Annotated in this window: 14 protein-coding genes; 12 read left to right on the forward strand and 2 right to left on the reverse strand. The window is 42.1% G+C overall.

The window, feature by feature from the left end; genetic code table 11:
* Position 1: 1 nt before the first annotated feature.
* The 12 genes from HT680_RS00140 (at position 2) to HT680_RS00195 (ending at position 12,158) form a co-directional block, all read left to right on the forward strand.
* Entirely contained in the window at positions 2 to 736 is a 735-nt protein-coding gene (locus tag HT680_RS00140) for an ABC transporter permease (protein ID WP_143989187.1), read from the forward strand.
* Positions 737 to 740: 4 nt separating this feature from the next.
* Positions 741 to 1,838 (forward strand): sensor histidine kinase, encoded by a 1,098-nt coding sequence (locus HT680_RS00145; protein WP_173257338.1) that lies wholly within the window; start codon positions 741 to 743, stop codon positions 1,836 to 1,838.
* A 1-nt stretch (position 1,839) separates the two neighbouring features.
* Positions 1,840 to 2,439, forward strand: coding sequence for a response regulator transcription factor (locus tag HT680_RS00150; protein WP_173257340.1), 600 nt, complete (start codon positions 1,840 to 1,842; stop codon positions 2,437 to 2,439).
* 316 nt (positions 2,440 to 2,755) lie between these two features.
* On the forward strand, positions 2,756 to 3,169 hold the full coding sequence (rpsL, locus tag HT680_RS00155) for a 30S ribosomal protein S12 (RefSeq protein ID WP_001142332.1): 414 nt from the start codon (positions 2,756 to 2,758) through the stop codon (positions 3,167 to 3,169).
* Positions 3,170 to 3,188: 19 nt separating this feature from the next.
* Positions 3,189 to 3,659: a 30S ribosomal protein S7 gene (gene rpsG / locus HT680_RS00160; protein WP_000087873.1), complete on the forward strand. Its 471-nt coding sequence runs from the start codon at positions 3,189 to 3,191 to the stop codon at positions 3,657 to 3,659.
* Positions 3,660 to 3,938: 279 nt separating this feature from the next.
* Complete coding sequence (gene fusA / locus HT680_RS00165) at positions 3,939 to 6,020, forward strand: elongation factor G (RefSeq protein ID WP_000090331.1); 2,082 nt, start codon at positions 3,939 to 3,941, stop codon at positions 6,018 to 6,020.
* A gap of 263 nt (positions 6,021 to 6,283) precedes the next feature.
* Positions 6,284 to 7,984, forward strand: coding sequence for an acetolactate synthase large subunit (locus tag HT680_RS00170; RefSeq protein WP_084947291.1), 1,701 nt, complete (start codon positions 6,284 to 6,286; stop codon positions 7,982 to 7,984).
* Entirely contained in the window at positions 7,977 to 8,453 is a 477-nt protein-coding gene (gene ilvN, locus HT680_RS00175; RefSeq protein ID WP_084945606.1) for an acetolactate synthase small subunit, read from the forward strand. The genes HT680_RS00170 and ilvN overlap by 8 nt, the downstream gene beginning before the upstream one ends.
* 65 nt (positions 8,454 to 8,518) lie before the next feature.
* The gene (ilvC, locus tag HT680_RS00180) at positions 8,519 to 9,541 is read left to right on the forward strand and encodes a ketol-acid reductoisomerase (protein WP_173257342.1); all 1,023 of its coding nucleotides are present in this window, start codon (positions 8,519 to 8,521) and stop codon (positions 9,539 to 9,541) included.
* Positions 9,542 to 9,617: 76 nt separating this feature from the next.
* On the forward strand, positions 9,618 to 10,868 hold the full coding sequence (gene ilvA / locus HT680_RS00185) for a threonine ammonia-lyase IlvA (protein WP_084945604.1): 1,251 nt from the start codon (positions 9,618 to 9,620) through the stop codon (positions 10,866 to 10,868).
* A 77-nt stretch (positions 10,869 to 10,945) separates the two neighbouring features.
* Entirely contained in the window at positions 10,946 to 11,842 is an 897-nt protein-coding gene (locus HT680_RS00190; RefSeq protein ID WP_084974060.1) for an SPFH domain-containing protein, read from the forward strand.
* A 100-nt stretch (positions 11,843 to 11,942) separates the two neighbouring features.
* Complete coding sequence (locus tag HT680_RS00195; protein WP_173257344.1) at positions 11,943 to 12,158, forward strand: hypothetical protein; 216 nt, start codon at positions 11,943 to 11,945, stop codon at positions 12,156 to 12,158.
* Positions 12,159 to 12,251: 93 nt separating this feature from the next.
* Here HT680_RS00195 and HT680_RS00200 read toward each other — a convergent pair whose 3' ends face one another.
* Both HT680_RS00200 and HT680_RS00205 read right to left on the reverse strand, forming a co-directional pair.
* On the reverse strand, positions 12,252 to 12,992 hold the full coding sequence (locus HT680_RS00200) for an amino acid ABC transporter ATP-binding protein (protein ID WP_132972335.1): 741 nt from the start codon (positions 12,990 to 12,992) through the stop codon (positions 12,252 to 12,254).
* Positions 12,992 to 14,554 (reverse strand): ABC transporter substrate-binding protein/permease, encoded by a 1,563-nt coding sequence (locus HT680_RS00205; RefSeq protein ID WP_173257346.1) that lies wholly within the window; start codon positions 14,552 to 14,554, stop codon positions 12,992 to 12,994. Before HT680_RS00205 ends, HT680_RS00200 begins: the two co-directional genes overlap by 1 nt.
* Positions 14,555 to 14,619 lie beyond the last annotated feature (65 nt).

The raw sequence follows: 14,619 nt of genomic DNA on the forward strand, positions 1-14,619 counted from the left end.
GATGAAAAATATGACAAGTCTCATGAAAGTGGAAATCATTTTGATGAAACGGCAAGCTGTCTACTACTTGCTTTCCATCGGACTTCCAAGTGTGTTTTACCTTATTTTCTCTGGTATGATGTCAGGGTCAGACATTCCAGAAATTGCTCTTCAAGCCTATCTTTTTGCCATGACGCTCTTTAGTATCATGTCAAGCGCCTTTTTCAGTATCCCCAGCACACTCGAGTCTGATAAGACAAACAACTGGCAAAAATTGATTCAACATTCTCCAGTATCTATGGTAGAATATTATGTATCAAAACTGTTCAGTACTCTACTGACTTTCTTGTTATCAATTATAGTTGTCTTTTCAGTTGGTCATTTTGTTCGTGGAGTGACTCTACCTTGGCTTGACTGGTTGGTAATCGGTGCTATTTTGCTGGTTGGAAGTGTGGTCTTTATCAGCATGGGTGTCTTGGTGAGCTTGCTTCCCAGTGCTCAACTGATGACGGTGATTGGAAATATTGCCTATATTGCTTTGGCTGTCCTAGGTGGACTATGGTTTCCCTTGAGTTCCTTCCCAGAATGGCTCCAATCCATTGGAAAATTGACCCCAACCTACCAGCTTATGCAGGTCGTCTCTACTTATATGGAGCACCACGAGTTTAACGTTCTTGCTGCCTTGGTTGTACTAGGTTATACAGTTTTCTTTGGTGTATTGGTAATCCAGCTGAAAAAACGGATTGAGGTAAAATAAATCTATGTTGGAAAAATTTAAAAACACTCATTATATGTTTCATATTTCATTAGTGTTTATCATCTTTCCTATAGCGGGTGTCATCAGTGGAGAGTACCCGCTTTTAACCTTGTTCTGGACATTATTATTTGTCCTAGCCTTCTATTCGATTTTATTAAGTCAAAACCGCACCGTGCAGTGGCTAGCCTGGTGGGTCATGATTGCCTACATTTTTTATACATCGGTTTGGCTGAATTCGGGTTTCACATGGTTCATCTTTTATTTATCTAACCTCCTCGTTTATGAGCTGGATGAGATTTCTCTTCACTCTTGGCGTTTTGTCAGTTTTGTTGTCTTGCAGCCATTGATTTTAACCGGGATTTATATGGTCAATCATGTTAGTCCTTGGCAATTGCTGTTTTTCTTGGTGACCTTTGTCTTTTCTGATGCTTTTACCTTTGGTCTCTATCGAATTCGAGTGTCGGAGGAAATAAAAGAAGAAAAGAGAAAGCAAAATGCAAAGCTCAATCTCTTCTTGGCTGAAAATGAACGCAGTCGTATCGGCCAGGATCTCCATGACAGTCTAGGCCATACCTTTGCCATGCTGAGTGTGAAGACGGATCTTGCCCTCCAACTTCTTCAAATGCAGGCCTATCCTCAAGTGGAAAAAGAATTAAAAGAAATTCATCAGATCAGTAAAGAATCCATGAATGAAGTCCGTACAATTATCGAAAATCTTAAAACTAGAACCCTTGCCTCCGAGTTTGCGACTGTTAAAAAAATGCTGGAAATTGCAGGAATTGAAACAGAAATCAATCACCAACTAGATACAGCTAGCCTAACTCAGGAATTAGAATCAACGGCCTCCATGATTTTACTTGAGTTAGTGACCAACATCATCAAACATGCCAAAGCGTCGAAAGCCTACTTAAAATTAGAACGAACAGAGAAAGAACTCATTTTAACAGTAAGAGATGATGGCTGTGGCTTTGCTTCTCTAAAAGGAGATGAGCTCCATACCGTTCGAGACCGTGTTCTTCCTTTTTCAGGAGAAGTAAAAGTGATTAGTCAGAAGCATCCAACGGAAGTGCAGGTTCGGCTACCTTATAAGGAGAGAAACTAAGATGAAACTACTTGTTGCAGAAGATCAAAGTATGTTGCGAGATGCTATGTGCCAGTTGCTTACCTTTCAACCGGATGTAGAGTCTGTCCTACAAGCCAAGGATGGCCAAGAAGCAATCCAACTCTTAGAAAAGGAGTCCGTAGATATCGCCATTCTTGACGTAGAAATGCCTGTTAAGACTGGCCTCGAAGTCTTGGAGTGGATACGAGCAGAAAAGCCAGAAACAAAGGTGGTTGTGGTGACGACCTTCAAACGCCCCGGATATTTTGAACGTGCGGTTAAGGCTGGAGTGGATGCTTATGTCTTAAAAGAAAGAAGCATTGCAGACCTCATGCAAACCTTGCACACGGTTCTCGAAGGACGTAAGGAATATTCGCCTGAATTGATGGAAGTGGTGATGACGCATCCTAACCCGTTAACAGAACAAGAAATCGCTGTTTTAAAGGGAATCGCCCAGGGCTTGTCTAACCAAGAAATTGCAGACCAACTCTATTTATCAAACGGAACCGTCCGAAACTATGTCACCAATATTCTTTCGAAACTAGATGCTGGTAATCGAACAGAGGCAGCCAACATCGCAACAGAATCTGGTTGGCTTTGATAAGAAGGGTTAAAAAATTCCGAAACGATAACTTGAATCGAAGGAAATCCATAGAATTTAGGAGGCAAAATTGCCTCCTTTTCTGGTTTAGAAAAGCGGTGAAAGCTAGTGTCAAAGAGTTAAAAGATCAGAATAAAAATGAAAAATATCTTGACAATGAAGAAGAAATTGTGTTACAATAATAGACGGTACTTTTTACTTTTGGTCTCTCAAAAGTGTACAGGGACGTGCTGACAAATGTTGCAAAAGTACACACAGATGGTAGCTGTCACCAAGTGTATCATCACCAAAAATAAAAAAACACAGGAGAATGTAGATGCCTACAATTAACCAATTGGTTCGCAAACCGCGTAAATCAAAAGTAGAAAAATCTAAATCACCAGCTTTGAACGTTGGTTACAACAGTCATAAAAAAGTTCAAACAAACGTTTCTTCACCACAAAAACGTGGTGTTGCAACTCGTGTTGGAACAATGACACCTAAAAAACCTAACTCAGCCCTTCGTAAATTTGCTCGTGTACGTTTGAGCAACCTTATCGAAGTTACTGCCTACATCCCAGGTATCGGACACAACTTGCAAGAGCACAGCGTGGTGCTTCTTCGCGGTGGACGTGTAAAAGACCTTCCGGGGGTACGTTACCATATCGTCCGTGGTGCACTTGATACTGCAGGTGTTAACGATCGTAAACAAGGCCGTTCTAAATACGGTACTAAACGTCCAAAAGCATAAGGAAAGGGGATAAAGAGAAATGAGTCGTAAAAATAGAGCTCCAAAACGTGACGTATTGCCAGATCCGCTTTACAATTCACAACTAGTTACTCGTCTTATCAACCGCGTTATGCTTGATGGTAAACGTGGTACAGCTGCTTCAATCGTTTACGGTGCTTTTGAGCAAATCAAAGAAGCTACTGGAAACGATGCACTTGAAGTATTTGAAACAGCTATGGAAAACATCATGCCTGTACTTGAAGTACGTGCACGTCGTGTTGGTGGATCTAACTACCAAGTTCCAGTTGAAGTTCGTCCAGAACGTCGTACAACACTTGGACTTCGTTGGTTGGTAACAATCGCTCGCCTTCGTGGTGAACACACAATGCAAGACCGTCTTGCAAAAGAAATCTTGGACGCTGCTAACAACACTGGTGCAGCTGTTAAGAAACGTGAAGACACTCACCGTATGGCTGAAGCTAACCGTGCCTTCGCACACTTCCGTTGGTAAGATAGGATACGAAAGCGTTAAGAAAGTCCTAGAGAAAATAGGAAATCGAATTAGGTTGCGATTGCAACCAATGAGATTTATCTTTTTCTCCAGACTTTTAGCTTGAGTTCAACTCAGCTAACTTAAGCTTTTAGCCCGAGTTCAATTCAACTTACCAGCTCGTGAGTTGAAACCAACAAAAACAAGATAAACATTGAGAACGGGTAGGTCCTGCCTATCCGTTTTTTCTAAATAATGTTATAATAGATTGTAAAATAAAAAATAGGAGAAACTAACCTCATGGCACGCGAATTTTCACTTGAAAAAACTCGTAATATCGGTATCATGGCTCACGTCGATGCCGGTAAAACAACAACTACTGAGCGTATTCTTTACTACACTGGTAAAATCCACAAAATCGGTGAAACTCACGAAGGTGCGTCACAAATGGACTGGATGGAGCAAGAGCAAGAACGTGGTATCACTATCACATCCGCTGCGACAACAGCTCAATGGAACAACCACCGCGTAAACATCATCGACACACCAGGGCACGTGGACTTCACAATCGAAGTACAACGTTCTCTTCGTGTATTGGACGGTGCGGTTACCGTTCTTGACTCACAATCAGGTGTTGAGCCTCAAACTGAAACAGTTTGGCGTCAAGCAACTGAGTACGGAGTTCCACGTATCGTATTTGCCAACAAAATGGACAAAATCGGTGCTGACTTCCTTTACTCTGTAAGCACACTTCATGATCGTCTTCAAGCAAATGCACATCCAATCCAATTGCCAATCGGTGCTGAAGATGACTTCCGTGGTATCATCGACTTGATCAAGATGAAAGCTGAAATCTATACTAACGACCTTGGTACAGATATCCTTGAAGAAGATATTCCAGCTGAATACCTTGACCAAGCTCAAGAATACCGTGAAAAATTGATTGAAGCAGTTGCTGAAACTGACGAAGAATTGATGATGAAATACCTTGAAGGTGAAGAAATCACTAACGAAGAATTGAAAGCTGGTATCCGTAAAGCGACTATCAACGTTGAATTCTTCCCAGTATTATGTGGATCAGCCTTCAAGAACAAAGGTGTTCAATTGATGCTTGATGCGGTTATCGACTACCTTCCAAGCCCACTTGATATCCCAGCAATCAAAGGTATCAACCCAGATACAGACGAAGAAGAAACTCGTCCAGCATCTGATGAAGAGCCATTTGCAGCTCTTGCCTTCAAGATTATGACTGACCCATTCGTAGGTCGTTTGACATTCTTCCGTGTATACTCAGGTGTTCTTCAATCAGGTTCTTATGTATTGAACACTTCTAAAGGTAAACGTGAACGTATCGGACGTATCCTTCAAATGCATGCTAACAGCCGTCAAGAAATCGATACTGTTTACTCAGGTGATATCGCTGCTGCCGTTGGTTTGAAAGATACTACAACTGGTGACTCATTGACAGATGAAAAAGCTAAAATCATCCTTGAGTCAATCAACGTTCCAGAACCAGTTATCCAATTGATGGTTGAGCCAAAATCTAAAGCTGACCAAGACAAGATGGGTATTGCCCTTCAAAAATTGGCTGAAGAAGATCCAACATTCCGCGTTGAAACAAACGTTGAAACTGGTGAAACAGTTATCTCTGGTATGGGTGAGCTTCACCTTGACGTCCTTGTTGACCGTATGCGTCGTGAGTTCAAAGTTGAAGCGAACGTAGGTGCTCCTCAAGTATCTTACCGTGAAACATTCCGCGCTTCTACTCAAGCACGTGGATTCTTCAAACGTCAGTCTGGTGGTAAAGGTCAATTCGGTGATGTATGGATTGAATTTACTCCAAACGAAGAAGGAAAAGGATTCGAATTCGAAAACGCAATCGTCGGTGGTGTGGTTCCTCGTGAATTTATCCCAGCGGTTGAAAAAGGTTTGGTAGAATCTATGGCTAACGGTGTTCTTGCTGGTTACCCAATGGTTGACGTTAAAGCTAAGCTTTACGATGGTTCATACCACGATGTCGACTCATCTGAAACTGCCTTCAAGATCGCGGCTTCACTTGCTCTTAAAGAAGCTGCTAAGACTGCACAACCAGCTATCCTTGAGCCAATGATGCTTGTAACCATCACTGTTCCTGAAGAAAACCTTGGTGATGTTATGGGTCACGTAACTGCTCGTCGTGGACGTGTTGATGGTATGGAAGCACACGGTAACAGTCAAATCGTACGTGCTTACGTTCCACTTGCTGAAATGTTCGGTTACGCAACAGTTCTTCGTTCTGCATCTCAAGGACGTGGTACTTTCATGATGGTATTCGACCACTACGAAGACGTACCTAAGTCAGTACAAGAAGAAATCATTAAGAAAAACAAAGGTGAAGACTAATCAGTCCTCGCTCTAGAAGGAAGTCACGTAGTGGCTTCCTTTTTATGTTCTATATCAAGGAAGGTTAGAAAAATATACCCTAAACTAAATTTGGCAGTAATAAAATCGTTCAATTCCCTATTCATATTTATAAAAATAGGAAAAACATTCATAAAAACACGTTTAGATAGAAAATTCAGAAAATTGCTTCTTTTGTCTTGAAAATTTTTGAAAAAATGGTATGATAGTAACAAGCTATTTTTAAGAGAAGAGAAAGGGGAACAATGGAAAAAATCAGTTTAGACGCTCCTAAGACGGGATCGGATCTAGTTTTGGAAACCCTCCGTGATTTAGGAATTGATACCATATTTGGTTATCCTGGTGGGGCTGTCTTGCCTTTATATGATGCGATTTATAATTTCAAAGGCATTCGCCACATCTTGGGTCGCCATGAACAAGGCTGTTTGCATGAAGCTGAAGGTTATGCCAAATCAACTGGAAAGTTGGGTGTTGCCGTCGTCACGAGTGGACCGGGAGCAACAAATGCCATTACAGGAATCGCGGATGCCATGAGCGATAGCGTTCCCCTCTTGGTCTTTACGGGACAAGTCGCTCGAGCAGGCATTGGGAAGGATGCCTTTCAGGAGGCGGATATTGTCGGTATTACCATGCCTATTACCAAGTACAATTACCAAGTCCGTGAAACGGCTGACATTCCTCGTATCATTACGGAAGCTGTGCATATCGCAACGACTGGTCGTCCAGGTCCAGTTGTAATTGACTTGCCAAAGGATGTATCTGCCTTAGAGACGGACTTCATCTATTCACCAGAGGTAAATTTACCAAGCTATCAACCGACGCTTGATCCGAATGACATGCAAATCAAGAAAATCTTGAAGCAATTGTCTAAGGCTAAGAAACCCGTATTGCTAGCTGGTGGCGGGGTTAGTTATGCAGAAGCAGCTGCCGAGCTCAATGAATTTGCTGAACGTTACCAAATTCCAGTGGTGACCAGTCTTTTAGGGCAAGGTACGATTGCGACTAGCCATCCGCTCTTCCTAGGAATGGGAGGTATGCACGGTTCTTTCGCGGCCAACATTGCAATGACCGAAGCGGACTTTATGATTAGTATTGGTTGCCGTTTCGATGACCGCCTGACTGGCAATCCTAAGACCTTTGCTAAGAATGCTAAGGTTGCTCATATCGACATTGACCCAGCTGAGATTGGTAAGATTATCAGTGCAGATATTCCAGTGGTGGGGGACGCTAAGAAAGCTTTGCAGATGCTTTTAGCAGAACCAACTGTTCATAACAATACTGAAAAGTGGATTGACAAAGTTACCAAGGACAAGAACCGCGTTCGTTCTTATGATAAGAAAGAACGTGTGGTTCAACCGCAGGCAGTAATCGAACGCATCGGCGAGTTGACAAATGGAGATGCCATTGTTGTAACTGACGTAGGGCAACACCAAATGTGGACAGCTCAGTATTATCCTTACCAAAATGAGCGTCAGTTAGTCACTTCAGGTGGTTTGGGTACTATGGGGTTCGGAGTTCCTGCAGCTATCGGAGCCAAGATTGCCAATCCAGAAAAAGAAGTCATCCTTTTTGTCGGTGATGGTGGTTTCCAAATGACCAACCAAGAACTAGCTATCCTAAACATCTACAAGGTGCCGATTAAGGTTGTCATGTTGAACAATCACTCACTAGGAATGGTTCGTCAGTGGCAGGAATCCTTCTATGAGGGTAGAACTTCAGAGTCGGTCTTTGACACCCTTCCTGACTTCCAGTTGATGGCACAGGCTTACGGCATTAAAAATTATAAATTTGACAATCCAGAAACGATAGAAAAAGATCTAGAGGCTATTCTGGAGGATGTGCCGATGTTTATCGAGGTGGATATTTCCCGTAAGGAGCAGGTCTTACCTATGGTACCAGCTGGTAAGAGCAATCATGAGATGTTGGGGGTGAAGTTCCATGCGTAGAATGTTAACAGCAAAACTACAAAATCGTTCAGGAGTCCTCAATCGCTTTACAGGTGTCCTTTCTCGTCGTCAGGTCAACATTGAGAGTATCTCAGTTGGTGCGACAGAGGATCCAAACGTTTCACGGATTACCATCATTATTGATGTAGCTTCTCATGATGAGGTCGAGCAAATCATCAAGCAGCTCAACCGTCAGATTGATGTGATTCGCATTCGAGATATCACGGATAAGCCACACTTGGAAAGAGAAGTTATCTTGGTGAAGGTATCTGCTCCTGCTGAGAAGCGTGCAGAAATCTTGGCTATTATCCAACCTTTTCGTGCAACGGTAGTTGATGTGGCGCCAAGCTCCATCACTATTCAGATGACTGGAAATGCTGAAAAGAGTGAAGCTTTATTGCGAGTGATTCGACCATACGGTATTAAAAATATCGCTCGTACGGGTGCAACTGGATTTACCCGCGACTAAAAATCCAACTAAAATTTGTTAAAACCGCCTAAGAGGCAATAAATAATAGAAAAGAGAGAAAAACTATGGCAGTTCAAATGGAATACGAAAAAGATGTTAAAGTAGCAGCGCTTGACGGTAAAAAAATCGCCGTTATCGGTTATGGTTCACAAGGACATGCGCATGCGCAAAACTTGCGCGATTCAGGTCGTGATGTCATCATCGGTGTGCGTCCAGGTAAATCTTTTGACAAAGCAAAAGAAGACGGATTTGATACTTACACAGTAGCAGAAGCAACTAAATTGGCTGACGTTATCATGATCTTGGCACCAGACGAAATTCAACAAGAATTGTACGAAGCAGAAATTGCTCCAAACTTGGAAGCTGGAAATGCAGTTGGATTTGCTCATGGTTTCAACATTCACTTTGAATTTATCAAAGTTCCTGCAGATGTAGATGTCTTCATGTGTGCTCCTAAAGGGCCAGGACACTTGGTGCGCCGTACTTATGAAGAAGGATTTGGTGTTCCAGCTCTTTATGCAGTCTACCAAGACGCCACAGGAAATGCGAAAAACATTGCTATGGACTGGTGTAAAGGTGTTGGAGCAGCTCGTGTAGGTTTGCTTGAAACAACTTACAAAGAAGAAACTGAAGAAGATTTGTTTGGTGAACAAGCTGTACTTTGTGGTGGTTTGACTGCCCTTATCGAAGCAGGTTTTGAAGTCTTGACAGAAGCAGGCTATGCCCCAGAATTGGCTTACTTTGAAGTTCTTCATGAAATGAAATTGATCGTTGACTTGATTTATGAAGGTGGATTCAAGAAAATGCGTCAATCTATTTCAAATACTGCTGAGTACGGTGACTATGTATCAGGCCCACGTGTGATTACTGAGCAAGTTAAAGAAAATATGAAAGCTGTTTTGGCAGACATCCAAAATGGTACATTTGCAAATGACTTTGTAAATGACTACAAGGTTGGTCGTCCAAAACTCACTGCTTACCGTGAACAAGCAGCTAATCTTGAAATTGAAAAAGTTGGTGCTGAATTGCGTAAAGCAATGCCATTCGTTGGTAAAAACGATGATGATGCTTTCAAAATCTATAACTAATTCTTAGAATAAAAAGAGAAGGCGAGTTGGGGGGTACCTAACTCGCTTTACCTTGTAAAGTATTTGAGGAGGAGACATGCTAAGTGCAAAAGATGTGGTGAAAGCCCACAAAGTTTTAAGTGGTGTAGTAGTGAATACACCACTAGAATATGATCATTATTTATCAGAGAAATATGGAGCTAAAATCTATTTAAAAAAGGAGAATGCGCAACGAGTTCGCTCTTTTAAAATTCGCGGAGCTTATTATGCCATTTCTCAACTGTCAAAAGAAGAACGTGAGCGTGGTGTAGTCTGTGCTTCTGCGGGAAATCATGCCCAAGGTGTCGCCTATACTTGTAAGGAGATGAAGATTCCTGCAACAATTTTTATGCCCATCACAACACCGCAACAAAAGATTGGGCAGGTTCGCTTTTTCGGTGGAGAGTTTGTGACAATCAAGTTGGTTGGGGATACATTTGATGCTTCTGCTAAGGCAGCGCAAGAGTTTACGTTGTCAGAAAACCGTACCTTCATTGATCCTTTTGATGATATCCATGTTCAAGCTGGTCAAGGGACTGTGGCCTATGAAATTCTTGAAGAAGCCCGTAAAGAGTCTATTGATTTTGATACAGTACTAGTGCCAGTAGGTGGTGGCGGACTGATTGCAGGGGTTTCGACCTATATCAAAGAAACCAATCCCGCTATCGAAGTAATTGGTGTAGAAGCCAATGGTGCCCGTTCGATGAAGGCAGCCTTTGAAGCTGGAGGACCAGTTAAACTCAAAGAAATTGACAAATTTGCTGATGGAATAGCTGTGCAGAAAGTTGGGCAGTTGACTTATGAAGCAACTCGTCAGAATGTTGAAACTCTTATTGGAGTAGATGAGGGTTTGATTTCGGAGACCTTGATTGATCTTTATTCTAAGCAAGGGATTGTCGCCGAACCTGCTGGAGCAGCCAGCATTGCAGCCTTGGAAGTTCTATCAGACTATATCAAAGGCAAGACGATTTGCTGTATCATTTCTGGGGGAAATAACGATATCAACCGTATGCCAGAGATGGAAGAACGTGCCTTGATTTATGATGGCATCAAGCATTACTTTGTAGTCAATTTCCCACAACGTCCAGGGGCTCTTCGTGAGTTTGTAAATGACATCTTGGGACCAAATGATGACATCACTCGTTTTGAGTATATCAAACGGGCCAGCAAGGGGACAGGTCCAGTATTGATTGGGATTGCTCTTGCTGATAAGCATGATTATGCTGGCTTGATTCATCGGATGGAAAAGTTTGACCCATCTTATATCAATCTGAACGGAAATGAGACCTTGTATAATATGCTAGTCTAAAATAAATTTGCTATCATATTATTTGCCAATTTCCTATAATGATGCTATAATGATGGTGACGAAAGGGGGAGATTCCCATGGTTTTACATGTTTTACTTGTTCTCTTTATTCTAGTGCTGATTGCATCAGCGATTATTGTCAGCTCTGTGTACGTTGTAAGGCAACAGTCTGTCGCTATTATCGAGCGTTTTGGTAAATACCAAAAGTTGAGTAATAGTGGTATTCATGTACGAGCACCTTTTGGAATTGATAGAATTGCGGCTAGGGTGCAGTTGCGTCTATTGCAAAGTGAGATCGTCGTGGAAACAAAAACACAAGATAATGTATTTGTGACCATGAATGTGGCGACTCAGTATCGAGTGAATGAGAATAATGTCACAGATGCTTACTATAAACTAATGAGACCAGAAGCTCAAATCAAATCCTATATTGAGGATGCCTTGCGTTCGTCTGTACCGAAATTGACCTTGGATGAACTATTTGAGAAAAAAGATGAAATCGCATTAGAAGTTCAAAAGCAAGTAGCAGAAGAAATGTCTACATATGGTTACATCATTGTAAAAACATTGATTACGAAGGTTGAGCCTGACGCTGAAGTTAAACAATCAATGAATGAAATCAATGCTGCCCAACGTAAGAGAGTCGCTGCGCAAGAACTTGCAGAAGCAGATAAGATTAAGATTGTGACCGCGGCAGAAGCAGAGGCAGAAAAAGATCGCCTACACGGTGTAGGGATTGCAGAACAGCGTAAGGCTATTGTTGATGGACTTGCTGATTCTATTCAAGAATTAAAAGGAGCCAATGTTGAACTCACGGAAGCCCAGATTATGTCCATTCTATTAACAAATCAGTATTTGGATACTTTGAATAATTTCGCAGACAATAAGGGCAATAATACCATCTTCCTACCAGCAAATCCTGATGGAGTTGAAGATATACGAACAAGCATATTATCAGCTTTAAAAGCTAAGTAATAACAATTCATTATTTGTTTTCAATAAGTAGATGTTTTTTGGATAATCCTAAAAGAATGAATATATTTCAGTATCGTAAAGAACAAAATAGGAGAAAAACATGGCTAAATCAAACTTTGAAAAAGTAGAATCAGTTGTTGGCTGGGTTCGTGATAAGAAAATCACAGGTTACCGTATCTCTAAGGAAACAAATGCACGTGAAATGTCAATTATTGCTTTGGCACAAGGTCGTGCAAAAGTGAAAAATATTTCATTTGAAACAGCTCTAGGCTTAATTAATTTTTATGACAAGAATCATGAAAAATTTGAAGATTAAACTAGGCTTAAAGGCAGATTCTTAAAATGAATCTGCCTTTTGTTTTGCAAAGAGTTAGTAAAAAGACTACATATTTTATGCAGTCTTTGTTTGTTATTTGAGATAGCGCTGAAGAAACTCTCGCGTTCGTTCTTCTTTAGGGTTCGTGAAGAGGTCTTCTGGCTTGCCTTCTTCGGCAATGACACCCTTATCCATAAAGATAACACGGTGTGAGACATCGCGGGCGAACTCCATTTCGTGGGTGACGACGATCATGGTCAGGCCTTCTTGAGCCAGGTCTTGCATGATTTTAAGGACTTCTCCGACCATTTCAGGGTCAAGGGCAGATGTTGGTTCGTCGAAGAGAATGGCGTCAGGATTCATTGAGAGTGCGCGGGCGATAGCCACGCGTTGTTTTTGCCCCCCTGAGAGTTGTTTAGGCTTGGCTTGCCAGTAGCGTTCTCCCATGCCGACTTTTTCGAGATTTTCTTTGGCAATTTTTTCAGCTTCAGAGCGTTCTCGTTTAAGGACAGTCGTTTGGGCGACGATCGTATTTTCGAGAACATCGAGGTTTTCAAAGAGGTTGAAGGATTGAAAAACCATTCCGAGTTTTTCCCGATAGTGAGTAAGGTCATAGCCTTTCGCAAGGACGTTTTCTCCTCGGTAGAGAATTTCCCCCTCAGTAGGTGTTTCAAGTAGGTTGATAGAACGTAGGAAGGTTGATTTTCCGCTTCCTGAGCTCCCGATGATGGAGATAACCTCTCCTTTGTGAACTGACAGAGAAATATCTTTTAAGACTTCATTTTGTCCATAGGATTTTTTGAGGTGTTTAATTTCAAGAATGGGTTGATTCATTATTTCAAGTCCTCCGTTTGCATTTGATTAGCACCTGTAGTGTAGGTATCCATGTCCATGCGTCTTTCGATGAAGCGCAAGATACGGGTCACTGTGAAGGTGAGGACAAAGTAAATCACGGCGATGATTGTAAATGTCTGGAAGTATTGATAAGTTTGGGTGGCCACAGTATTACCAGAGAAGTAGAGTTCCACCACAGAGATAACATTCAATACAGAGGTATCTTTGATATTGATGACAAACTCGTTACCAGTCGCAGGTAAGATATTGCGAACGACCTGAGGGAGGACAACCTTGCGCATGGTTTGATTGTGGGTCATACCAAGAGCAGTTGCAGCTTCAAATTGTCCCTTATCGACTGCTAGGATACCTCCACGGACGATTTCTGTCATGTAGGCCCCCGTGTTGATTGAAACGATGAAGATGGCAGCCAGTGTACGGTCAAGGTTAATACCGAAGGCTTGTGCTGTACCGTAGTAGATAACCATAGATTGAACGATCATAGGCGTGCCACGGAAAATTTCAATATAGACATTGAGAATCCAGCCAAGTAGCTTTTGCAAGCCATAGATGGCCTTGCTTTCAGATAGTGGAGCAGTACGGAAGACTCCGATTGCAAGCCCGATAATAAGCCCTGCGATGGTCCCGATAATGGAGATCAAGAGTGTGATACCAGCACCACGCAAGAGTTGTTGCCAGTTTTCAGAAAGAATTTTAGCGACTTGACTAAAGAAGCTACTTTCTTCCTCCGTTGTTGTCGCCTCCACTGGTTGCTCTTTAATCATCCGATCCATGAGGGCTACTTGTTCGTCCTTAGAAATGGTTTCGATGCTGGCATTGATTTGGCTGATACGGCTGTCATCTTTACGAAGACCAATGGCAATAGCGGTGTCTTCTTCGCCAGTTTTGAAACCTGGTTGAGGTTGAATCATTTTGAACTTAGCGTTGGCAGATTCAGCGGTCAGGGCTTCAGGGCGTTCTGAAACATAGGCGTCGATAACACCTGCTTCAAGTGCTTGACGCATTTGGGCAAAGTCGCCCATAGCTGTTTCCTTCTTGGCACCAGGGATTTGAGAAATCAGGTCATAAAGGTAAACGCCTTGTTGAGATGTGATTTTTGCTCCGCTAAAGTCGTTTAAAGATTTGGCATTGGCATAGGTGGAGTCCTTTTTGACCAATAGAACAGGTTCACTAGTATAGTAACTGCTTGAAAAGGCAATTTCTTGTTTACGTTCAGCGGTTGGGCTCATACCTGCAATGATCATATCGATTTTGCCAGAAGTAAGAGCTGGAACAAGTCCTTCCCATTTGGTTTTCACGACCAAAGGTTCCTTGCCTAAGTCTTTGGCAATCTTTTTAGCGATTTGAACATCGTAGCCGTTGGCATATTGGTTGGTGCCGTCGATTTTGACGGCGCCGTTACTATCGTCGTCTTGGGTCCAGTTGAAGGGAGCGTAAGCTGCCTCCATCCCGATGCGTAAATATTCGTCGGCTTGGACTTGGCTAACTAGTCCTAAGGTAAGGGCTAGGCTAGCAAGGATAGATAAGCATAATTTTTTCATGTTTTCTCCTATTTCTAGTCTAAAAATGACTCTCTCTATTGTATCTAAAAATAGTGATATTTTCA

It is taken from the genome of Streptococcus sp. 5905 (assembly GCF_013276505.1).
In the GTDB taxonomy this organism is placed as follows: domain Bacteria; phylum Bacillota; class Bacilli; order Lactobacillales; family Streptococcaceae; genus Streptococcus.